Source organism: Myxococcus virescens (genome assembly GCF_900101905.1).
In the GTDB taxonomy this organism is placed as follows: Bacteria; Myxococcota; Myxococcia; order Myxococcales; family Myxococcaceae; genus Myxococcus; species Myxococcus virescens.
In genome coordinates this window covers 458,694-478,848 of record NZ_FNAJ01000004.1, presented here as the reverse complement: position 1 = coordinate 478,848, position 20,155 = coordinate 458,694, and the positions used below count along the sequence as shown (strand labels likewise).

General features: G+C 69.6%; 20 protein-coding genes. 13 read left to right on the top strand and 7 right to left on the bottom strand.

From position 1 onward, the window contains the following. Nucleotides 1-57 precede the first annotated feature (57 nt). From BLU09_RS15540 to BLU09_RS15520, 5 genes are all read right to left on the bottom strand, one after another. A complete protein-coding gene (locus BLU09_RS15540; protein ID WP_244171746.1) occupies nt 58-594 on the bottom strand; it encodes a hypothetical protein in 537 nt (178 codons plus the stop codon). A 128-nt stretch (nt 595-722) separates the two neighbouring features. After that, nucleotides 723-2,015, bottom strand: a complete 1,293-nt coding sequence (gene tolB / locus BLU09_RS15535; RefSeq protein ID WP_090490314.1) for a Tol-Pal system beta propeller repeat protein TolB — start codon at nt 2,013-2,015, stop codon at nt 723-725. Beyond that, the gene (locus BLU09_RS15530; RefSeq protein ID WP_090490313.1) at nt 2,012-2,800 is read right to left on the bottom strand and encodes an energy transducer TonB; all 789 of its coding nucleotides are present in this window, start codon (nt 2,798-2,800) and stop codon (nt 2,012-2,014) included. Before BLU09_RS15530 ends, tolB begins: the two co-directional genes overlap by 4 nt. 3 nt (nt 2,801-2,803) lie before the next feature. Then, nucleotides 2,804-3,271: a protein TolR gene (gene tolR / locus BLU09_RS15525; RefSeq protein WP_090490312.1), complete on the bottom strand. Its 468-nt coding sequence runs from the start codon at nt 3,269-3,271 to the stop codon at nt 2,804-2,806. A gap of 12 nt (nt 3,272-3,283) precedes the next feature. After that, the gene (locus tag BLU09_RS15520) at nt 3,284-3,994 is read right to left on the bottom strand and encodes a MotA/TolQ/ExbB proton channel family protein (RefSeq protein ID WP_011555704.1); all 711 of its coding nucleotides are present in this window, start codon (nt 3,992-3,994) and stop codon (nt 3,284-3,286) included. A gap of 245 nt (nt 3,995-4,239) precedes the next feature. On the opposite strand from BLU09_RS15520, the gene BLU09_RS15515 reads away from it, so the two are divergent. Beyond that, nucleotides 4,240-5,190: a hypothetical protein gene (locus BLU09_RS15515; RefSeq protein WP_244171745.1), complete on the top strand. Its 951-nt coding sequence runs from the start codon at nt 4,240-4,242 to the stop codon at nt 5,188-5,190. 115 nt (nt 5,191-5,305) lie between these two features. Beyond that, nucleotides 5,306-6,121, top strand: a complete 816-nt coding sequence (gene murI / locus BLU09_RS15510) for a glutamate racemase (RefSeq protein ID WP_090490310.1) — start codon at nt 5,306-5,308, stop codon at nt 6,119-6,121. A 69-nt stretch (nt 6,122-6,190) separates the two neighbouring features. On the opposite strand, the gene carF is transcribed toward murI, so the two are convergent. Beyond that, on the bottom strand, nt 6,191-7,036 hold the full coding sequence (gene carF / locus BLU09_RS15505; protein ID WP_090490309.1) for a plasmanylethanolamine desaturase: 846 nt from the start codon (nt 7,034-7,036) through the stop codon (nt 6,191-6,193). A gap of 226 nt (nt 7,037-7,262) precedes the next feature. Here carF and BLU09_RS15500 point away from each other — a divergent pair, with 226 nt between their 5' ends. The 10 genes from BLU09_RS15500 to BLU09_RS15455 all read left to right on the top strand — a co-directional run bounded on the left by BLU09_RS15500 (nt 7,263) and on the right by BLU09_RS15455 (nt 18,397). Then, nucleotides 7,263-7,829: a hypothetical protein gene (locus BLU09_RS15500; protein ID WP_090490308.1), complete on the top strand. Its 567-nt coding sequence runs from the start codon at nt 7,263-7,265 to the stop codon at nt 7,827-7,829. Between the two features lie 161 nt (nt 7,830-7,990). Further along, nucleotides 7,991-8,683: a cell division ATP-binding protein FtsE gene (ftsE, locus tag BLU09_RS15495; protein ID WP_090490307.1), complete on the top strand. Its 693-nt coding sequence runs from the start codon at nt 7,991-7,993 to the stop codon at nt 8,681-8,683. Further along, entirely contained in the window at nt 8,680-9,582 is a 903-nt protein-coding gene (locus BLU09_RS15490; RefSeq protein ID WP_090490306.1) for a cell division protein FtsX, read from the top strand. Before ftsE ends, BLU09_RS15490 begins: the two co-directional genes overlap by 4 nt. Further along, nucleotides 9,579-10,712, top strand: coding sequence for a murein hydrolase activator EnvC family protein (locus BLU09_RS15485; protein WP_373284010.1), 1,134 nt, complete (start codon nt 9,579-9,581; stop codon nt 10,710-10,712). The genes BLU09_RS15490 and BLU09_RS15485 overlap by 4 nt, the downstream gene beginning before the upstream one ends. Nucleotides 10,713-10,781: 69 nt before the next feature. Continuing rightward, on the top strand, nt 10,782-11,642 hold the full coding sequence (locus BLU09_RS15480) for an alpha/beta fold hydrolase (protein ID WP_090490304.1): 861 nt from the start codon (nt 10,782-10,784) through the stop codon (nt 11,640-11,642). A gap of 57 nt (nt 11,643-11,699) precedes the next feature. After that, entirely contained in the window at nt 11,700-13,076 is a 1,377-nt protein-coding gene (locus BLU09_RS15475) for a S41 family peptidase (RefSeq protein WP_090490303.1), read from the top strand. Nucleotides 13,077-13,145: 69 nt separating this feature from the next. Continuing rightward, the gene (locus BLU09_RS15470) at nt 13,146-14,972 is read left to right on the top strand and encodes a PEGA domain-containing protein (RefSeq protein WP_090490302.1); all 1,827 of its coding nucleotides are present in this window, start codon (nt 13,146-13,148) and stop codon (nt 14,970-14,972) included. A gap of 2 nt (nt 14,973-14,974) precedes the next feature. After that, the gene (locus BLU09_RS15465) at nt 14,975-15,328 is read left to right on the top strand and encodes a hypothetical protein (RefSeq protein ID WP_090490301.1); all 354 of its coding nucleotides are present in this window, start codon (nt 14,975-14,977) and stop codon (nt 15,326-15,328) included. A gap of 239 nt (nt 15,329-15,567) precedes the next feature. Next, nucleotides 15,568-16,548 (top strand): D-alanine--D-alanine ligase, encoded by a 981-nt coding sequence (locus BLU09_RS15460; RefSeq protein WP_090490300.1) that lies wholly within the window; start codon nt 15,568-15,570, stop codon nt 16,546-16,548. Nucleotides 16,549-16,873: 325 nt separating this feature from the next. Next, nucleotides 16,874-18,397, top strand: a complete 1,524-nt coding sequence (locus BLU09_RS15455) for a cellulose synthase family protein (RefSeq protein ID WP_090490299.1) — start codon at nt 16,874-16,876, stop codon at nt 18,395-18,397. Between the two features lie 68 nt (nt 18,398-18,465). On the opposite strand, the gene BLU09_RS15450 is transcribed toward BLU09_RS15455, so the two are convergent. Beyond that, nucleotides 18,466-19,008, bottom strand: coding sequence for a hypothetical protein (locus tag BLU09_RS15450; RefSeq protein ID WP_186817778.1), 543 nt, complete (start codon nt 19,006-19,008; stop codon nt 18,466-18,468). Nucleotides 19,009-19,091: 83 nt separating this feature from the next. On the opposite strand from BLU09_RS15450, the gene BLU09_RS15445 reads away from it, so the two are divergent. Further along, nucleotides 19,092-20,138 (top strand): PEGA domain-containing protein, encoded by a 1,047-nt coding sequence (locus tag BLU09_RS15445; protein ID WP_090490297.1) that lies wholly within the window; start codon nt 19,092-19,094, stop codon nt 20,136-20,138. Nucleotides 20,139-20,155: the final 17 nt, after the last annotated feature.

Here is a 20,155-nt window from a genome sequence, read left to right as displayed (position 1 = left end):
TGTCAACGCGCGGCACGTGCACAGGGGGGCATGCGCAGCGCTCGAGCGCGGATGCGCTCAAATCTCGATGGAGAGCTTTCCCGATTGGGACTTCTTGGGGTTGTAGTGCTCCAGGTCGGACTTGAGGACGTACCCGACGACACCGTTCGCCTCCGCCTGGTCTCCGCCGACGAAGGACATGATGACGACGTTGCCGCCGGCCGCACGGGCCAGTTGCTTCGCCTCCTCGAGGAGTTTCTCTCTCGGCAGGGTGCCGTGCGATGACGCACGAAGTGAGAGCTTCCCGAGAATCTCGTGCGGGGCGCCATCGGTCGTGCGGATGCTCCCGTTCACGAGCTCAACGCCTTCAGGGAAGGTATCGACGAGCACCTTCACTTCGCTCGAACCTGATGTCACGGGAATCTGAAACTGGTTTCCCGCCATCGACGTGGAGCTGGGATGGCGCCGCTCATAGTCCGCCTCATAGCGCTGGACCACCGCCGCATCCTCGGCGAGCCGTGCCTCGCCGAAGGACGAGTACGTCACGGAGGGCTTCGTCGCGACGCATGCGCCCAGGAAGAGGGCGGCAACGAGGACTGCGCAGCAGGGTTTCATCGACAGGTGCCTCACGAGAAAGGGAAGGGCGCGGAACGCTACACCGGCTTGCTCCCCCTTCGTCGAGACCACCCCTGCTGTCGGTAGGGGCCGCAGGTGGGGCGCGCAGGCCCCACCCGTCCCTGTGGCTACTGCGCCTGCGGCAGCGGCGCCCAGTCCGGCGTCTGGTAGACGCCCTTCTCGGCGCGCAGCGGCAGCTGGTTGTTGCCGTCCGCCGTCATGACGTAGAGCTGCGAGCCGCCATTGCGCGTGGACGTGAAGACGATGAGCCGCCCGTTGGGCGAGAAGGCGGGCTCCTCGTTGCTGCCCTGGTCCTGCGTGAGGCGCGTCACCTTGCCCGTCTCCACGCTGACGGTGAAGAGGTCGAAGGCGTTGCGCTCGTCGCGAGCGGTGAAGACGATGAGGTCTCCGCGCGGCGACCAGTCCGGGGTCTGGTTGTAGTTGCCCTGGAAGGTGAGCCGCCGCACGCCCGTGCCATCCGCGTTCATGATGTAGACCTGCGGGCTGCCGCCCCGGTTGGACACGAAGGCGATGCGCTTGCCATCCGGCGACCAGGTGGGGCTGGTGTTGAGGCCGTAGGGCGTGTCGGTGAGCGCGCGCGCGCCGCTGCCGTCCGCGTTGGCCACGTACACCTGGGCGCTCTCGCCCTCCGCCAGCGAGTACGCGATGCGCTTGCCGTCCGGAGAGAAGGCCGCGCCGGTGGCCATCTGCCCACCGGAGATGACGGCCTTCGCCTCACCGCCAGGGGACTGCACGTAGATGTCCGGGCGATTCTTGCGGTACGTGGTGAAGGCGACCTGCGAGCCATCCTGGCTCAGCGCGGGCAGGATGTTGATGCCGCCCTTGGTGAGCGCCCGGGCGTTGCCGCCGTCCCAGTCCGCCACGTACACGTCGCGGTTGGTGCCCACCTTGCGCACGTAGGTGATGCGGGACAGGAAGGGGCTGGGCTCGCGGGTGAAGTGCCGGTAGAGCGCGTCCGCCAGGCGGTGCGCCAGCAGCGAGGCGTTGTCGGCGGGCGCTTCCTTGGACACCTTCAGGTCCTCGCGGCCGGTGCCCACGTTGAACAGGCGAAGTTCCCCGCGCAGCACGCCGCCGTCCTGCGCCAGCGACACCTTCACGAGCGCTTCGGCGCCCACGTCCGCCCAGCGGCTGAAGTTGATGCTGGCCGCGGCCATGCCTTCCTTCGCGTCCGCCGTGAAGCCCTTGCGGTCCAGCACCTGGAGGATGCCGGAGGCGGCCAGGTCGAAGCTGAAGGCCGAGTCGAAGGGCGCAACCAACGCCTTCGCCCCATCGTTCTGCGTCAGGGGTGCGGGCACCGCCACCGGCAAGGGGCGGAAGTTGGCGCCGGAGATTTCGATGGTGGGCGCCTGCGCGAGCGCGACGACGGGGAGGAGCAGCAGGGAGAGGAGCAGGGCTTTCATAGGGCGTTGAACACCAGGTTGACGCCGCTCTTCTGCAGGGCGTCCCGGAGATGGTCCGGTGGAGGAGAAAAGGGCGCGGCCTTGCGCACGGCCGTGACGACGGCCGAGTCGAAGAGGTCGTTCCCACTGGCCTTGGTGAGATTCACGTCCAGCACTTCACCCGTGCGGCCCAGGCGCACCGCCACCATGGCCTTGAGGTGCAGCCGCTCGGATTCGGGGATGGTGTCCGCCACGCTGTAGTGGCGGCGGACCTGCGATTGGAGCAGGCCGAAGTAGCGCTCGCCTTCCGCGGTGGCCGAGTCGCCGTCCGGGTCGCCGTCCTCGGCGCCCTCCGCCTCCTCGGGCTCGGCCGCCTTGGCCGTCTTGTCGAAGGCGCCGAAGAGCCGCTTGCGCCGGTCCTCGCCCGTCGTCTCGCCCTTCTGCGGCGTGGGCTTGGACGTGGAGGGCTCCGGCTGCACACCTGGGATGGGCACCGCCACCTTGGCGGGCGAGGGCTCCGGGGGCGGGGCCTCCGGAGCGGGCTTGGGCGCGTCCACCTTCTTGGGCGGCGGTGGCAGCTGCTCCTTGCGTGGCAGCAGCTTGGAGTCGCGCGGCTTGCCCAGGCGCACCAGCGTGGCGCGAATGGGCTTGGTGTCCAGGTCCACCTTGGGCGTGGCGGAGAAGCGCGCGTACGCAATTGCCGCCACCAGCACCAGGATGTGCCCCACGACGGACACCACCACGAAGCGCGACAGCCGCGTGGAGCGCGTGACGAGCAGGCTGTGGCTGACCGCGGAGGGCGTCATGGGCTAGCGCTTCGCTTCCTTCGACTTGCTCTTTCCACTGTTGGACGTCCGGCCCCCGGTCGACGGGTCCGTGATCATGCCGACGTTGCCAATGCCCGCGCGCTGGGCCGCGGCCATGACCTCCACCACCACACCGTACGGCACGTCCCGGTCCGCGTGGAGATAGACTTCCTTGTCGGCCTGCGCCTTGGCGTTGGCGGCGAGCTTCTGCTCCAGCTCCTCCAGCGCCACTTCCGCGTCACCGATGTAGACCTTGCGCCCCGCGTCGATGGAGAGGACCAGCTTCTTCTCCGTGGCCTCCACCGGCGCGGCCTTCGTCTCCGGCAGGTTCACCTTCACGCCCTGCTGGATGAGGGGCGCCGTCACCATGAAGATGATGAGCAGCACCAACATCACGTCCACCATGGGCGTGACGTTGATTTCGCTCATGGTGGTGCGGCCACCGCCGCGGTTGCCTCCGCCCATTCCCATGGTGGCCCCCGGCTAGCGGAAGAAGTGCCGCTTGATGATGTTGAGGAAGTCCGCGGAGAAGTTCGACATCTCCGTGTCGAACACCTTGATGCGGCTGACGAACGAGTTGTAGGCGACCACCGCCGGAATCGCCGCGAACAGGCCCGCGGCGGTGGCGAAGAGCGCGTTGCCCACCGGCGCGGCCACCGTGGCCAGCGTCGCGTTGCCCTGCTCGGCAATCTGGTTGAACGCGCTCAGGATGCCGATGACGGTGCCGAACAGGCCCACGAAGGGCGACGCCGCGCCCACGGTGCCCAGGAAGGACACCCGGTTCTCCAGCTCGGTGATTTGCGCCGTGGAGGCCCGGTGGAGCGCGCGCTCCACGTTTTCGATGCCGCCCAGCCGCTCGGCCAGCGCGCCTTCGGTGCCGCCCTCCTTGGCTTGCGCCAGCTTGGTCAGCTCTTCATAGCCAGCGCAGAAGACCTTCGACAGCGGCGAGCCGTCGAGCTTCTGAGCCGTCTGGTAGATGGCCTCCAGGCGCGAGGCCTTCCAGAAGGTGTCGAGGAAGGTGAGAGACTGTGCGCGAGCCTTGGCGAGCTGGGACGCCTTCATGGCGATGAGGGCCCAGGAGGCCACGGATACGCCCATCAGGAGCAGCAGGACTGCCAGCTCGATGAGGGAGGCGTCGCGGATGATCTCCACGTAGTTCATGGCGCCAAGCGCCAGGGGCAGGTGGGGCGTCATGGGGAGCAGCGCGTAACACTCCGATAAGACAGGGTCAAACAATGGGGAAACGGTTGGTTGCTTGAGCTGGATTGCCGATGGCGGTGAATAATTCCCGCCGCTGCCCGTCGGATGGAGCAGAAGCGGGCCGAACACCTCACTGCCCCACCGACAGGTGCCCCATGAACTCCCGGTTGCTGGTCGCATTCCTCTGCTTGTTTGCGATCCTCCCTGGCTGTGTCGTCCATGAAGAGCCGTGCTGCGATGTGCCCCGCTACGAGGGGGATGTGACCTTCCGCTGGAGCTTCGGTGGCCAGCGCTGCGACGATGTCCGCGCGGTCCATGGCGTCAACGTCATCATCCCCGGCGAGGAACTGGCCAACGACGGCCGCTACAACTGCCAGGCGAACGGCTTCGACGGCATCGTCCTCCACCGATTCGCGCCGGGGACCTACTCGTTCCGCCTGGAAGGCGTCGGCTACGGCAATGAGTTGCTGTACGAGACCCATGGCACCTTCACCGTGGACGGCAACGTGACGGTGAACGTGGACCTGACCCCGACGGGCGCTCCGCCGTCCTTCGCCTACCTGAGCTGGCTCTTCCCGCCGAACAGCTACAGCCCCAGCCCCAACTGCAACCAGGCGGGGATCACCCACGTCGAGGCGAGCGTGGATGGCGGTGACTGGGCGCGCTTCGAGTGCTGGGAAGGGCACGCCGCCAACCAGATCCGCACGCCGTACCTGGACCCGGGCTACCACGGGTTGGAGCTCGTCGCCGTCGATAGGAATGGCCTGCCCTGGTACTACTTCGGGGGCGACATCCTCACCCAGTTGGGGCAGCCGACCTCCCACACCGGGTCGATGTGGGCCATTGGCGGGGCCTCTGTCCGGTGGGAGCTGCGCTCGCGTTACGGGAACCGCCAGACCTGCTACGAGGCCGGCCTGCAGCGCGTGGGCATCAACTTCCGCGACATCCACACCGGCGAGCTGGTGTACGGCGACGTCGGTGACTGGCACGACTGCGTCGATGGCCCGAATGAAAGCTCGGTGGTGGTGTACCAGTTCCTGCGGCCCGGCCGTTACGTGGTGGAGATGTACGCCAGCGCCCGCGACGGTCGCGAGTACTTCTCGCCGGACAACTCGCCCGTCATCGACGTTGTCGCCCACCAGTTCCCGGGCCCGAACTCCTCGCTGCCGGTGTACCTCATCGAGGACTGAGCGCGGCAGGTCGGCTGGGCAGTGAGCGGAGGGCCGGGATGGTACATCCCGGCCCTTCGTGCGTTCAGCGGGGCCGACGCTGGCGCTGGCATCAAACGTGATAGGGACACGCTCCATGCGGCAAGGCAGCCACAGTCCCATTGGTGTCTTCGACTCAGGCGTCGGCGGGCTCACCGTCCTCAAGGCCCTCATGGCCCGGCTCCCCCACGAGAGCACGGTGTATCTGGGGGACACCGCGCGGGTGCCCTACGGCACCAAGTCCGGCGAGGTGGTGACGCGCTACTCGCTGAAGAACGCGGAGTTTCTCCTGGAGCGCGGCATCAAGCTGCTGGTGGTGGCGTGCAACACCGCTTCGGCCGTGGCGCTGCCCGCGCTGGAGGCGGCGCTGCCAGTGCCGGTGGTGGGCGTCATCCTCCCCGGCGCGCGGGCGGCGCTGGCGCGCACGCAGGGGGGCGGGGTGGGTATCATCGGCACACCCGGCACCATCCGCTCGGGCGCCTACCAGCGTGCCCTCGAGTCCGCGGACCCACGGGTGCGGGCGAAGGCCCGCGCCTGTCCGCTCTTCGTGCCGCTGGCGGAGGAGGGGTGGACCACGGGCGACGTGCCCCTGCTGGTGGCGCGCGACTACCTGGCCGAGTTCACCCGCGACGGCGTGGACACCCTGGTGCTGGGCTGCACGCACTACCCGCTGCTCAAGGGCGTCATCGCGGAGGTGGTGGGGCCCCAGGTGGCGCTGGTGGACTCGGCGGAGGCCACCGCGGACGCCGTGGCCGCGCTGCTGTCGGAGCGGGACGGACTGGCGCCGGCGTCGCGAGGCACGCCGGAGCACGCGTACTACGTCACCGACGTGCCGGAGCGCTTCATAGAGGTGGGGGCCCGTTTCCTGGGCCGGCCCATCACTGCGGCGGAGCAGGTGGACCTGACCTTCTGACGGGGCGTGCCGCGGACGCGCGAACGCCCGCCGCGGCAGGCCGGGCGGGCGTTCTGGTACGGCGGAGGACTACGGCCGCGTGGAGGCGGGCTTCTCCTGCACGGTGGCCTGGGTGAGCAGCTCCTTGGCCGCCTGGACCACCGGGGCCTCGCTGCCTCCCGCGGCGACCACCAGCGCGCGCGCCGCCTCCGCGCCGATGTCGTCCTGGCGCGGCAGCAGGCCCGTGGCCCAGGTGATGAGCCGCTCAGCGGTGGGGAAGAAGTGGACCATCGTCAGCGGCTTGTTCATCCAGCCCACGGTGATGCAGTAGTACTTGTTGTACGGCTTGGTGTGGTGAATGCGGTGGTGGTCGGGGGGCAGGATGAGGTGCACGCGCTGGAGGAAGCCGACGAGCGCGGGCGGCGAGTCCATGTGCGACCACTTGTGGAACTGGTTGGTCGCCATCACCCAGAAAATCATCGCGCCGAGAAAGGACGCGCAGAACACCCAGCCCGGGCCGCTCATGGGCAGGCACAGGGCGATGATGGCCACCGGCAGGGAGATGAGGCAGTTGTTGCCGTTGGTCTCCACGAAGTCGTGGCGGGTGATGGCCTTCTCGTCCACGTGGTGCTCGCGGAAGGGGCGGATGAGCGCCTTGCCCAGCAGCGGCATCTCCGTGGAGCCCCACGTGTCGCCCATCCAGTGGACGAAGCCGGAGACGAAGTCCGCGGCGAGGTAGCCCAGCAGCACCGCGCTGAGCAGCAGCCACGTGCCCGCATAGGGGTTGCCCCACAGCCGGTACACCAGCGCCACCTCCAACGAGACGAAGGAGACGATGGCGGCAATCTCCATCGCGCGGATGGCGGGCGAGTACCCCTGGGCCAGCACCTGGGCGTCTTGCTGGCGCACCTTCTTTTCAATCTCTTGGGTCTTCATCCGGGCGTCCTCGCCGTTGGTGGGGGTGTCGAGAACCCCGTCCGTCAGCCTGTACGTATCCCAGCCGCTTTCAGCTTTTCAACGGAACTGCCGGGCAATCGCCGTGGCCTGCACGGTTGGTGGGCCAGGGAGTCACTCGTGTGCGTGTGGCATCACGAAGGATGCGAGCAGGTCACGCTTACCTTGTGTCGTGCGGATGCGGCTGCTACGGTCCGCGACTTCGGCGATGACGAAAACCTTCGAAAAAGCCGTCACCGGCTTCAATCACAACATCAAGCACAAGGGGAAGGTCTACCACGTCCAGACTGAGGACTCGGGCGTCAACAACCCCCACATCATCACCCACCTGTTCGTGGGCGGGAACATCCTCGCGTCGAAGAAGACGTCCTACGCGGACATCCTCAACGCGGAGAACCTCGCGGAGGTCGTGCGTGAGTTGATGGAGGAGCAGCACAAGGAGATGCTGCGCAACCTCATCAACGGGGTGTACGACAGCTACGAGTCCACCGCGCGCAGCTACCAGCCCGGTCAGCTCGCGGCGGACACGGACCCGGCGCAGGTGAAGCTGCAGCCCGGCCAGTCCATGGCGCAGCGTCCGCCTCCGCCGCCTCCTCCCGTGGCGGTCCCCGCGCCCGTGGTGGTTCCTCCGGAGGTCGCCGCGGCGCGCGCCCTCAAGGAGAAGCCGAAGATCAACGAGATTGGCGTGGAGACGCTCTTCGGCGAGGACCTCATCTCGGAGAAGAGCCTCGACGAGGTCATCCTCAGCTACCTGGCGGGCGAGGGCGAGCAGTAGCCGCCCACGCGGTCTCCCGGATGTGGGCGCCTGGCGTGCCCGTCCGGGCATCGCTCCAGGTGCTCGCGCGGCCTGGGCGAGCGGGGGGGAATCCCTCTCGCGGGGCGTGCGTGGGGGATGCCGCCCGGGCGTGGTAGGTTGGCGGCCTTCCGCTCGCCGCCATGATTCAGTTCTTCCACGTATACAAGGCGTATCCCGGCGACCCACCGGTGTTGTCGGACATCAACCTCAACGTGGAGAAGGGCGAGTTCGTGTTTCTCACGGGCCCTTCGGGCGCGGGGAAGACGACGCTGCTGAAGCTCATCTTCTGCGCGGAGAAAGCCACCAAGGGGCAGATTCTCGTGGGCGGCCGCAACATCGCCCGCATCCGTGAGTCCGCGGTGCCGTACCTGCGGCGCAACATCGGGGTGGTGTTCCAGGACTTCAAGCTGCTGCCACACCGGACGGTGGAGGACAACGTGTCCTTCACGCTGGACGTGCTGGGGGTGCCCCGCGCGGAGGCGCGCGAGAAGGTGCGGCGCATGCTCAAGCTGGTGGGGCTGGAGCACAAGGCGAGCTCGTTCCCGCTGCGCCTGTCGGGTGGAGAGCAGCAGCGCGTCGTCATCGCGCGGGCGCTCGTCAATGACCCCACCATCCTCCTGGCGGACGAGCCCACCGGCAACCTGGACCCGGCGCTCACCGTCGAAATCATGGACCTGCTCACGCAGGTCAACGTGCGCGGCACCACGGTGATGGTGGCCACGCACGACGCGACGCTGCTTTCGCGCTACCAGAAGCGCACCGTGCGCCTGGAGCGCGGGCAGATTGTGTCCGACGAGGACGGCGTCAAGGCGGCGCGCCGGATGGTGGTATGAGCGCGCTGTCGAAGGTGACGTACTTCTGTCGCTCGGCGGCGGTGGGGCTGAAGCACTCGCCCTTCGTGCACTTCATCGCGGTGACGACCATCGCCATCGCCTTGTTCTCCGCGGGCATGGCCCGGGGCGCGGCGCGGGTGCTGGACAACCTCCTGGCGTCGCTCGGCGGCGAGGTGGAGGTGACGGTGTACCTGTCGCCGGAACTGGACGCGGACGAGGTCCACGGGGTGCGTGCCCGCGTGCTGGCGCTCAGCGGGGGTGAGGTGACGCTGGTGTCGCCGGACGCAGCGCTCTCACGGCTGCGCACGGAGCTGGGCGACCTGGGCGAGGCGCTGGCGGAGCTGCCGGAGAACCCGCTGCCGGTGTCGCTGGAGCTGCGCGTGCCGCCGGAGCGGCGCAACCCGGACGCGCTCCTGGCGTTGGCGAAGGCGCTGCGAGCAACGCCCGGCGTGGCCGGCGTGGACTATGGCGAGGCGGCGGTGCAGCGGCTGTCCGCCATCGCCCGGGCGCTGCGCTTCGGCTCGCTGGTGGCCTTCGCGGTGGTGCTGGGCGCCACCGTGGTCATCGTGGCGGCGACGCTGCAGTTGGCCATCTATTCGCGGCGCGGCGAGATTGAAATCCAGAAGCTGGTGGGCGCCACGGACCGCTTCGTCAAGGCGCCCTTCCTGCTGGAGGGCCTGCTCCAGGGCGTGTTGGGCGCGGCGGTGGCCCTCTTCGGGCTCTGGGCCTTCGGCCGGGTGCTGGGGCCCACGTTGGGCACGCTCTTCGCCTTCCTGTTGGGGCCCGGCGTCGCGGCGCCGTGGGTGGAGCCCCGGCTGGCGCTGGAGCTGCTGTGCGCTGGCTGCGGCCTGGGACTGGGCGGCAGCTTCGTCGCCGTGGGGCGCTTCCTCCGCGTATGAGCTGGCGCCTCCTCCTCCTGGCACTGGGGCTGTGGGCCTCGACGGCCGCGGCGGCGGCTCCGGCGACGGCGGCCGAGGAGGCCGAACAGGCCGCGGTGCGTGAGCGGCTGAGCGCGCAGCGCGCGACGCTGGCGCTGGTGGAGGCGAAGAAGCTCTCCGTGTTGGAAGGCGTGGAGCTGATGCAGGAGATGGCCGCCTTCTCCCGCCGGCGCGTGCGCTCGCTGGAAGGGGACCTGGCGGTGTTCCGCCGGCGCGTGCTGCTGGCGGAGCGCGAGCAGGCCGTGCTGGCCGAGGCGCTGCGGCTGCAACTGCGCCGGCTGTCTCCGCGCCTGCGCACGCTGTACCGCCTGATGCGCCGCCGCCCGCTGGAGGTGCTGCTGTCGGCCGAGGACTTCGCCGCGCTGGTGTGGCGTGCCCGGGCGCTGGAGGCCAGCATGTCCGGCGACCTGGAGCTGCTGCGCACCGTGCAGCGTGTGGCGCGGCTGCAGCGTCAGGCGACGCGCGAGCTGGAGCGGCTCCATGCGTCGCTCGCCGCGCGCATGGCCTTCCTCCAGGAGCAGGAGCGGCTGGCCCGCATGCAGCAGGAAGGGTTGGAGGAGGTGGTCGGCACGCTCGCGGGCGAGGCGGAGCTGGCCCGGCGCGCGGTGCGCGAGTTGGAGCAGGCCGACGCGGAGCTGACGCGCATGGTGCAGGACCTGAAGGAGCTGCCCGCGACGAGCGGCTTCGGTGCGCTGCGAGGCAGGCTCCCTCGGCCCGTGTCAGGCATCGTCGAGGTGGGCTTCGGCAAGGTCGTCAACCCGCGCTTCAACACGGTCACCGTCCAGAAGGGCCTGGACATCCGCGCCGCCGCGGGCACGCCGGTGCGGGCCGTGGCCGAGGGCACCGTCGCCTACGCCGGCGCCCTCCGCGGCTACGGCAACCTGCTCATCCTGGACCACGGCGACGGCTATCACACCCTCATGGCCCACCTGTCCTCCATCACCGCCGAGCTGGGCCACATGGTGCTCCCCGGAGACGTGGTGGGCGAGGTCGGAGACACCGGCTCTCTCAAGGGGGCCTACCTGTACTTCGAGGTGCGCAAAGGCGGGCAGGCGGTCGACCCCGCCCTGTGGCTGACGCCCGGGCCCTGACGCATTGCGGCAAGTTCGCGGACGCGTTGTTATTGTCGTGGGACCCTTCTGCGAGGAGCAGGCGAGCGCATGGACCTGATGGGCGGAATGCAAAAAGCGCTGCGGCACATGCTGGTGGCGCGAGGTGTCGAGTCCACGACAGTGCAGGTCGGTGGCCAGACGGTGCACCACTACGCATTGACGGGGCAGGGCAAGGGGCCGCCGGTGGTGCTGGTGCACGGGCTGGGCGGCTCGGCGAACGGCTTCGGACGCACGCTCTTCGGGATGGCGAAGCGCTTCTCGCGCGTGTACGCCCCGGACCTGCCGGGGCACGGCTTCTCCGTGGAGTACTGCGGCGGCGAGGTGTGCGTGCGCAACCAGTTCGACGTGCTGCGCGCCTACGTGGAAGAGGTGGTGAAGGCGCCGGCCTACGTGGTGGGCAACTCGCTGGGGGGCGCCATGGCGGTGAACCTGGCGGCGGAGTACCCCGAATGGGTCCGCGCGCTGGCGCTGGTGGCTCCCGCGGGCGCGCAACTGCCGGAGGCGGAGAACACCGCGCTGCTCAACTCGTTCGTCGTGAAGTCCCCGGCGGAGGCGCGTGCCTTCACGCGGCGCTTGTTCCACCGTCCGCCCCTGCCCGCGCTGCTGTTCGCCTACGAGCTGCGGCACTTCTACGACACACCCACCGTGCGGGCGCTGACCGCGGAGGCGCTGGCCACGCGCGCCTGCCTGTTGCCGGAGCAGGTGCGCAACCTGGCCATGCCGCTGCTGTTCCTGTGGGGCGGCAGTGAGCGGCTGCTGCCGTCGGAGACGCTGAACTGGTACCGCGCCCACCTGCCTGCCCATGCCCAGGTGCGCGTGGTGGATGGCTTCGGGCACGTGCCGCAGCTGGAGCGCCCGGACGAGCTGGTGTCGCACCTGGTGCGTTTCGCCGACTCGGCGGAGCTGTGAGGGCCGGGTAGACTGGTACGAGCCTTCCGGGGCCGCCCCGGGAAAGGACGTACCGACGTGACGGGTTCCTCCCAGCCATGGCGCGCGGCGCTGACCGCCTTCTTCCTCCTGAGTGCTCCGTGGGCGCATGCCGCGGAGCCGCTCAGGAAGGACGCGGGGACGGCGGGCCGCGCGGAGCAGGCCGAGCGCGACGACGCCACGTACCGGCAGCTGGAGGTGTTCGCGCGAGTGCTCTCCTACGTGGAGAACAACTACGTGGAGTCGCCGGACCGCCAGCGGCTCATGTACGGCGCCATCCAGGGCATGTTGGAGACGTTGGATCCGCACACGGTGTTCCTCCCGCCCGACGTGTACCGGGAGATGAAAATCGACACCTCGGGCGAGTGGGGCGGCCTGGGCATCGAAATCGCGCGCAAGGGCGAGCGCATTGTCGTGGTGGCGCCCATCGACGACACGCCCGCGGCGCGCGCGGGCATCAAGGCCGGCGATGAGCTGGTCGGCATCGACGGTGAGCGGACCGAGGGCATGGACGTGGGGCGCGCGCTGCAGAAGATGCGCGGCCCGGCCGGCGGGCGCGTGCTGCTGACCATCATGCGCGCGGGCTTCAGCGCGCCGCGCGAGATCGCCATCATCCGGGACCACATCCGCATCGTGTCCGTGGAGGGCGCGCTGCATGGTGGCATCGGCCATGTGAAGGTGAAGAACTTCCAGGACCGCACCGACCTGTACCTCCGCAAGGAGCTGGACCGGCTTCGCGCGCTCAACGGCGGCAAGGAGCTGCGCGGGCTGGTGCTGGACCTGCGCAACAACCCGGGCGGGCTGCTGGACCAGGCAGTGGCGGTGAGCGACCGGTTCCTGCCGGGCAACCTGCCCATCGTCTCCACGCGGGGGCGGGATGGCCGAAACGCCACCGTGGAGCGCAGCAAGGACCGCGACACGGAGAAGGACTACCCCGTCGTGGTGCTGGTCAACGCGGGCAGCGCCTCCGCGTCCGAAATCGTGGCGGGCGCGCTCCAGGACCATGGCCGCGCGACCATCCTGGGCGCGCCCACCTTCGGCAAGGGCAGCGTCCAGACGGTCATCGAGCTGGAGGACGGCTCCGGGCTGAAGCTGACCATCGCGCGCTACTACACGCCCAAGGGCCGCAGCATCCAGGAGCGCGGCATCACCCCGGACTTCCTCGTCCCCGACGAGCCAGGAGGCAAGGTGCCGCGCGACGTGGTGCGGGAGAAGGACCTGCAGCGCCACTTCCGCGCCGAGCCGACGGCGGCGACCGAGCCCGCCGCGCCCGAGCCTCGAGGGCTGCCCGAGAATCTCAAGCCCTGGGACGTCACCGCGAAGCTGGAGGACTATCCCTTGAGGGTCGCCCTGGACTATCTCCACGGAATGGCATCCGCTCCCGCGCGCACTCCATCCCGGGCAGCGGGTCGTTGAGGACTCCTTCTCACTTGCATTTCGCCGTGCAGTCCGTTTGATGCGCAACGGGCAAAAGGTGAACGAGAGATGCGACCTTCGAATGTGCGAGCGGTTCACGCCGCGTTGAGTGGATGGCTGGTGGGACTGCTGGCCGTGGGACCCGCGGCGGCGCAGACGCCGGTGTCCTCGCGGCTGGTACCCCGGGCCTTGAGCGCGGCGACGGCGGATGCGCCGGCCGATGCGGCATCGGTCACCGTGGTGGCCATTGCGTTGGACGCGGCGGCCCGTGGCGACGCGGCCCGGCTGGCGCGCGAGGCGGAGCTGGCGGTGACGCGCTCGGGGCGGCTGAAGCTGGTCCGCCTGTCGGACGCGTTGGACGCGGACGGGCAGCGCGAGCGTCAGGCCCGTGAGGACGAGGCCGCCGAGGCGATGAAGGCGGGCCAGCGCGCCTACGACGAGCTCGATACCGAGAAGGCGCTCGAGCACTTCGACAAGGCGGTGCGCGGCTACGAGGGCGCCGACCTCTCCCAGCGCTTCACCGAGCTGAGCCGCGCGCGGGTGATGAAGGCCGCGTCGCAGGTGGCCAACGGTGAGAACACCGCCGCGCAGCTGGAGATTCGCACCGCGCTGGCGCTGAACCCGGAGGCGCGCTTCTCGCCCAACTTCTTCCCGCCGGAGGAGATGACCTTCGTGGAGAAGGAGCGCAAGGCGGTGCTCACCGGCACCAAGGCCAGCTTGCGCGTGAGCACCGAGCCGGTACCGGCCCAGGTGTTCGTGGACGGCCAGTTCCGGGGCATCTCGCCGGTCGACGTCGCCGACCTCACGGCCGCGGACCACTACGTGACGGTGGTGGCGCCGGGCTACGCGCTGACGCAGCGCCGGGAGCGCGAGGGCGAGGTCAGCTTGTCGCTGGCCCCCGTGGCGGCGCAGAAGGGCCTGCAGACGTTCACCGAGCAGGCGGCGCGCAAGCCGGAGAGCCCGGAGCGCGACGCGGCCCTGCGTGAGCTGGGAACGCTCGCGGGCGTGTCCCAGGTGCTGGCGCTCCTGGTGCGCGGTGGCGCCGGGACCGCGCCGCTGGAGGTGACGGGGCTGCGCCTGGACGTGTCGGATGGCCACAACCAGGCCTATGCGCTGGGGACGGTGCCGCGCGGGGATGGGCTGGTGGATGGTTCGCAGGCGCTGCTGGCGCAGCTGGTGTCGGCGGATGCGCCGCGCCAGGACGGAAAGCCGGTGACGCACTTCGCGGGTGGCGTCAGCAACACGCGCCGTACCGTGGGCTACGTGCTGATGGCCACCGGCGTGGCGCTGCTGGCCGGCGGCGTCTACTTCGGCATGGAGGCCTCCGCGAAGTCGGATGACTTCAAGCGCGCGGCGCAGAACAGCAGCCGCGCCCAGGACCTCAAGAGCACGGGCAAGACGTACGCGCTGGTGGCCGACGTCGGCATCCTCCTGGGCCTCGCGTCGGCGGGCGCGGGCGGCTACCTGGCCTTCGCCAACGGTGGCGGCGGTGGTTCGAAGTCGACCTCCCGTGCGAGCCGCCCCGCGCCGTCTCCCGTCCCCGCGGCCGCGCCGCAGGACACGCCTCCCGCGCCGAAGGAGGCCCCCGCCGCGGAGAAGGAGCCGTTGCCCATGCCTCCGCCTCCCGCGCAGACGGCGCCTGCCTCGAAGCAGAAGGAGCCCGGCACGTCCAACAAGCGCGCGCAGGAGGACGAGGCGCGCCAGCGCGAGGAAGAGCTCCGCAAGCGCCGTGAAGAGGTGGAGCGCCAGCGCAAGGAGCTGGAGGAGCGGCGCAAGCAGGAGGAGGCCGCGGCGCAGCGCGAGCAGGAAGAGCGGCGTCGGCAGGAGGAGCGGCGGCGAGAGGAAGAGAAGAAGAAGCGGCCCGCACTCGACGATGACGATCTCCGGAACTACTAGCCATGCGCCGTCCCTTGCGAAACCTCGTTGCTTTCATGGCCCTGAGCACCGGGCTGTCCGCATGCAGCCTCCTCGTCGACTTCGACGAGGAAGGGCAGCCCTGCGATGAGCTCAACCAGTGCCTGGAGGGCTACACCTGCGTCGACAACGCGTGTGTCCCCGAAGACGGCGCGCCGTCCGATGGCGGCTCCGATGCGGGCACCGACGGTGGTCTGAACACCGACGGTGGCCTGAACACGGATTCGGGAACCCCTGACCTGGACGCGGGCTCGGAAGAGCTGGACGCCGGGCTTCAGGATGACGCGGGCACCACCGGACCGGGCCCCGTCCTGGAGCCGGAGTTCCCGGCCAGCTGACCTGCCTCACCCGAGGTCCGCGGCTCGCGGCGTGGAGACGGAGCGGCGCCTGACGCGGGCCGCCCGCTCCGTGGCGCCCCGGCCACGCCGCGGCCCGGAGGACACGCCTGCTCTTCGCGCACGGCGTGGTTGAAGCCCCTCACCCGATGCGGTCTCCGAGGGAGACCGTCCCGCTCCGCCCACCACCGCGCGGCTGGCATCATCCATGCTCTGTGCTCCGCCCAGGAGGCAACATCGACATGGGCAAGCGCGTGGGAGTGCTGATGGGCGGGTGGGGCGAGGAGCGGGAGATTTCGCTCAAGACGGGAGAGGCCGTGGTGGCGGCGCTCGAGTCCCGGGGCCATCAGGTGACCCGCATCTTCGCGGGGCCGGGCCTGGACCGCGCACTGCGCGCGGCCGAGCTGGACGTGGCCTTCGTCGCGCTCCATGGGCGCATGGGCGAGGACGGCCGGGTGCAGGGCCTGCTGGAGTTGCTGGAGCTGCCGTACACGGGCTCGGGCGTGCTGGCGTCGGCGCTGGCCATGAACAAGCCCTTCGCGAAGCGGCTCTTCCGCCTGCACAACCTGGCCACACCCCATGGCTACACGGTGGCGCGCGAGGACGCGTGGCGCGCCCTGGCCCTGCACGGCGACCTGGGCTTCCCGTGCGTGGTGAAGCCCGCGTGCGGCGGCTCGTCGGTGGGGCTGGCCGTGGTGCGTGAGCCGGAGGCGCTGGCGTTCGCGGTGGCGCAGGCCAGCCGGTTCGGCGGCGAGGCCCTGGTGGAGCGCTACGTAACGGGCCGGGAAGTCACGGTGGGCATCGTCGGAGGCCAGGTGCTGGGCAGCTGCGAGGTGGCCACGCCGCGCGAGGGCTTCGACTTCGATGCCAAGTACAAGGGCGGGGCCGCGTACTTCTGCCCACCCCGGCTGTCTCCTACGCGCGTGGCCAACGTGGAGGCCCTGGCGCTGGCGGCCTACCGCGCGCTGGGCTGCCGCGGGCAGGCGCGGGTGGACCTGATGTGCTCGGACACGGAGAACGACGTGGTGCTGGAGGTGAACACGCTGCCGGGCTTCACCCCCACCAGCCTGTTGCCGAAAATCGCCGCCAGGGCGGGGCTGGACTTCGCCGCGCTGACGGAGCGCATCCTGGCGCTGGCCACCCGTGACGAAGCCGGTGTCCTGGAGGCCCCCGCCGTAGAGAATCCGCCGGGCCTGGGCGCACCTCGCCGCGCGGTGAGCTGACCCCGCAGGTCGGTCAACCCCTGGCGTTGTTTCAACCCCGGCGCCAGGGACACAAGCTGGGTGTCATCGGAGTGACGCAGGGTGTCAGTGCCCCGTGAACGGAACGTTCAAATCCGGGGAATAGTTTGACACGGCCTTGAACGCATTCCTATTGTCCGGCGCCGATCACTCCCCGAAGGTCAAAACCTTGTCTTTTCGGGTACATACGATGTGGGGGCTTGGACGACCCATCTCGCGCCGGTCCGCGCGAGACGGAATCAGCCGGGCCGCCCCGCACGGAAGGACCGCAGGCCCTCTGGGCTGTGGCAGGGGTTGAGCGTCACCGATGACCACCGTCGAGATCATCTTCCTGGGCGTCTATTTCAGTCTCTTGTGCGTGCTGGGAGTCTACGGCTCGCACAGGTACCGGATGGCGTTCCTGTACTACCGGCACAAGTTCAAGCTGCCGACGCCAAAGGGCAAGCTGGAGTCGCTGCCCAAGGTCACCATCCAGCTCCCCATCTTCAATGAGATGTACGTGGTGGAGCGCCTGGTGGAGTCGGTGTGCCGCATCGACTATCCGCGCGACCTGCTCGAAATCCAGGTCCTCGACGACTCGACGGATGAGACGTGTGGCATCGCCCGGGCGTGTGTGGAGCGTCAGCGCCAGAAGGGGCATGACATCGTCTACATCCACCGCGTCAACCGCCAGGGCTTCAAGGCGGGGGCGCTGGAGAACGGCCTGAAGCTGGCGAAGGGCCAGTTCGTGGCCGTGTTCGACGCGGACTTCGTGCCCAGCCCCGACTTCCTGATGCGCACCGTGCCGTTCTTCTCGGACGACAAGGTGGGCATGGTGCAGGTGCGCTGGGGCCACCTGAACCGTGAGTTCTCGCTGCTGACGCAGGCCCAGAGCATCTTCCTGGACGGGCACTTCATCATCGAGCACACCGCGCGCAACCGCGCGGGCTGCTTCTTCAACTTCAACGGCACCGCCGGCATCTGGCGCCGTGACACGATTTCCGACGCGGGCGGCTGGCAGCACGACACGCTCACCGAGGACCTGGACCTGAGCTACCGCGCCCAGTTGAAGGGCTGGCAGTTCGTGTTCCTGCCCGAGGTCATCTCCCCGGCCGAGGTGCCGGTGGACATGAACGCCTTCAAGAGCCAGCAGCACCGCTGGGCCAAGGGCTCCATCCAGACGGCGAAGAAGCTGCTGCCCACCATTCTCAAGAGCGACCTGCCGCTGGTGGTGAAGCGCGAGGCGTTCTTCCACCTCACCAACAACATGGCGTACCTGTTGATGGTGCTGCTGTCGGTGCTGATGCCCATCAGCATGGTGGTGCGTTTCCAGCACGGCCTCTACGGCACGCTGTTCCTGGACCTGCCCTTCTTCCTCACGGCCACCGCCAGCGTCTGCTTCTTCTACGTGGCGGCGCAGCGTGAGCGCGGCGCGAAGGGGTGGGAGCGGGTGAAGTACCTGCCGTTCCTCATGAGCCTGGGCATCGGCATGGCCATCAGCAACGCCAAGGCGGTGGCCGAGGCGCTGCTCAACCAGCAGTCGGGCTTCGCGCGCACGCCGAAGACGGGCGCCGAGGGCAAGAAGGCCGTCACCGTCAAGAAGGCGTACCGGGGCAGCAAGTCGCTGCTGCCGCTGGTGGAGCTGCTGTTCGCCGCTTACTTCACCGGCGCGCTGTGGTTCGCCATCGACGCGCGCATCTACACGTCGGTGCCCTTCATCGTCCTGTTCCTGGCGGGCTTCCTGTACGTGGGCAGCTCCAGCCTCCTGCAGGGACTGTCCGGCCGGATGAAGCTGGTGGAGTCCACCCCCGCGGTGGACGCCGCCGACGAGCAGCCCCGCCGCGCGGCCTGAGCGGCATCCTTCCTTCGGGAAGGCTGGGGGGGAGGCTGGCACCGCGCCGCCTCACCCCTTTCGCGTTTCTAGGTGCCGGCGTCCGGCGAGGTGCCCGCGTCCGGCGGGCCCCGCAGCAGCACCTGCTCCAGCCGCACGCTGGGGGCGCCCGACGGCGCCGTGCGGCAGTCCTCGTCGATGGAGGTGCTGGTCGCCGAGCGCAGCGTCAGGCCCGCGTCCGTGCACCGCACCACCTCTGTCGGAAAGGTGACGGGGCAGGGTGTCCCCGCGCCGGAGAAGCCGGTGGCACGCGTTTCGCCCACGAAGCCCGCGGGGGTGCGCCGCAGGACGATGGACGGCGAGCCCGCGTCCGGGGCGTCCACCGCTGCCGAGTCATGTGCGCGAACGACGGCGAGTGAGAGTGTGCTGCCATCATCGTCGCCGTAGTACCGGAAGGCCGGGTTCCCCGCGTGGTGGTACTCGCCGCCCTGGTTCTGCTCGCAGCCGGCGGGAATCTTCACCGCGGGTGGAGGCGGCGGCACGGGCTCCGTCCGGGGCGGCGCCTTCGCGGCGCACGCGGTGAGGGAGAGGACGCTGAGGTGGAGGGCCAGTGTGGGCAGGACGCGGTGCATGGAGCGCGGATATTCTCCCAATCCGCAATGCCCTGGGACTCTGTTTGATTCCCTTGGGATGACTCTCTAACCTTCGGTTCGTCATGAGCCTCCACCGCATCGTCGTCTTCGCCCTGGTGACTGTCCTGGCCGCCCCTTCGGCCGCGCTCGCGCAGGATGACTTCCTGGCGCCGCTCACCTCGCCGTCGAAGCCCAAGACGGGCAAGCCCAAGGTGGTGAAGAAGAAGCCCGCGAAGGCGCCCGCCAAGAAGCCCGCGCGCGCGAAGGCGCCCGCGAAGGGAAGCAAGAAGCCCGCAGCCGAGGATGACCTGCTGCTGGCGCCGCTGACGCCCGTGAAGACGGAGGTGCTCGTCCGGATGACGGGCAACGTGCGCGGCGCGAAGCTGTTCGTGGATGGGAAGGAGTTCGGCGTCCTCTCCTCGGCCGTCGTGCCGGTGGAGGTCCGCCCGGGCGAGCACCACCTGTTGGTGCGCCGGCAGGGTTACGCCGACTTCACGCGGCGCATCGACGTGAAGTCGGGCACGCAGGCGGAGGTGCTGGTGTCCATGGACGCCACCATGGGCTTCGCCACGCTGACGGCGGACGTGGCGGACGCGGTGGTGATGGTGGACGGGCAGCAGGTGGGCGCCGTGCCGCAGGCCAACGTGTTGCTGCGCCCGGGCTCGCGTGAGATTGAGTTCCGGGCCCCGGGCTTCAAGCCGGACGTGCACAACATCACCGTCTTCGCGGGCCGGACGTACGAGGTGACGGGCAACCTGCGGCCCCTGCTGGACACGTCCGTGGCCACCGCCGACGTGCCGAAGAGCCCGGTGTTGGAGCCGTCCTCGAAGCTGGACCCCGACGACGACACGGCCCCGGGCCTGTCGTTCGCAGGGGACCCGGAGACGCCCGAGGTGGAGGGCTCCAAGCCGTGGTACGGCCGCTGGTACGTGTGGGCCGGCATTGGCGCGGTGGTCGCCGCCGGCACGGTGGGCGCGGTGATGGCGACGCAGGGTGGCGCCAGCCCGCTGACCTCCAAGGAAGTGTGCGGTTCCGTCGACTGTGATGCCGTCCTGGGTGGCATCCGCTCGGTGCGCGGTGGCGGTGCGCGGCTTCAGGCTCCTCCTCCGGCCGGCGCGATCCGCTTCTGATGCGGTCGTGAATCGTC

Bases quoted from the DNA above. Each gene is read 5' to 3' on its own strand.
- BLU09_RS15540 (WP_244171746.1), bottom strand. From the start codon at position 594: ATGAAACCCTGCTGCGCAGTCCTCGTTGCCGCCCTCTTCCTGGGCGCA.
- tolB (WP_090490314.1), bottom strand. From the start codon at position 2,015: ATGAAAGCCCTGCTCCTCTCCCTGCTGCTCCTCCCCGTCGTCGCGCTC.
- BLU09_RS15530 (WP_090490313.1), bottom strand. From the start codon at position 2,800: ATGACGCCCTCCGCGGTCAGCCACAGCCTGCTCGTCACGCGCTCCACG.
- tolR (WP_090490312.1), bottom strand. From the start codon at position 3,271: ATGGGAATGGGCGGAGGCAACCGCGGCGGTGGCCGCACCACCATGAGC.
- BLU09_RS15520 (WP_011555704.1), bottom strand. From the start codon at position 3,994: ATGACGCCCCACCTGCCCCTGGCGCTTGGCGCCATGAACTACGTGGAG.
- murI (WP_090490310.1), top strand. From the start codon at position 5,306: ATGCGGCAAGGCAGCCACAGTCCCATTGGTGTCTTCGACTCAGGCGTC.
- carF (WP_090490309.1), bottom strand. From the start codon at position 7,036: ATGAAGACCCAAGAGATTGAAAAGAAGGTGCGCCAGCAAGACGCCCAG.
- BLU09_RS15500 (WP_090490308.1), top strand. From the start codon at position 7,263: ATGACGAAAACCTTCGAAAAAGCCGTCACCGGCTTCAATCACAACATC.
- ftsE (WP_090490307.1), top strand. From the start codon at position 7,991: ATGATTCAGTTCTTCCACGTATACAAGGCGTATCCCGGCGACCCACCG.
- BLU09_RS15490 (WP_090490306.1), top strand. From the start codon at position 8,680: ATGAGCGCGCTGTCGAAGGTGACGTACTTCTGTCGCTCGGCGGCGGTG.
- BLU09_RS15485 (WP_373284010.1), top strand. From the start codon at position 9,579: ATGAGCTGGCGCCTCCTCCTCCTGGCACTGGGGCTGTGGGCCTCGACG.
- BLU09_RS15480 (WP_090490304.1), top strand. From the start codon at position 10,782: ATGGACCTGATGGGCGGAATGCAAAAAGCGCTGCGGCACATGCTGGTG.
- BLU09_RS15470 (WP_090490302.1), top strand. From the start codon at position 13,146: ATGCGACCTTCGAATGTGCGAGCGGTTCACGCCGCGTTGAGTGGATGG.
- BLU09_RS15465 (WP_090490301.1), top strand. From the start codon at position 14,975: ATGCGCCGTCCCTTGCGAAACCTCGTTGCTTTCATGGCCCTGAGCACC.
- BLU09_RS15460 (WP_090490300.1), top strand. From the start codon at position 15,568: ATGGGCAAGCGCGTGGGAGTGCTGATGGGCGGGTGGGGCGAGGAGCGG.
- BLU09_RS15455 (WP_090490299.1), top strand. From the start codon at position 16,874: ATGACCACCGTCGAGATCATCTTCCTGGGCGTCTATTTCAGTCTCTTG.
- BLU09_RS15450 (WP_186817778.1), bottom strand. From the start codon at position 19,008: ATGCACCGCGTCCTGCCCACACTGGCCCTCCACCTCAGCGTCCTCTCC.
- BLU09_RS15445 (WP_090490297.1), top strand. From the start codon at position 19,092: ATGAGCCTCCACCGCATCGTCGTCTTCGCCCTGGTGACTGTCCTGGCC.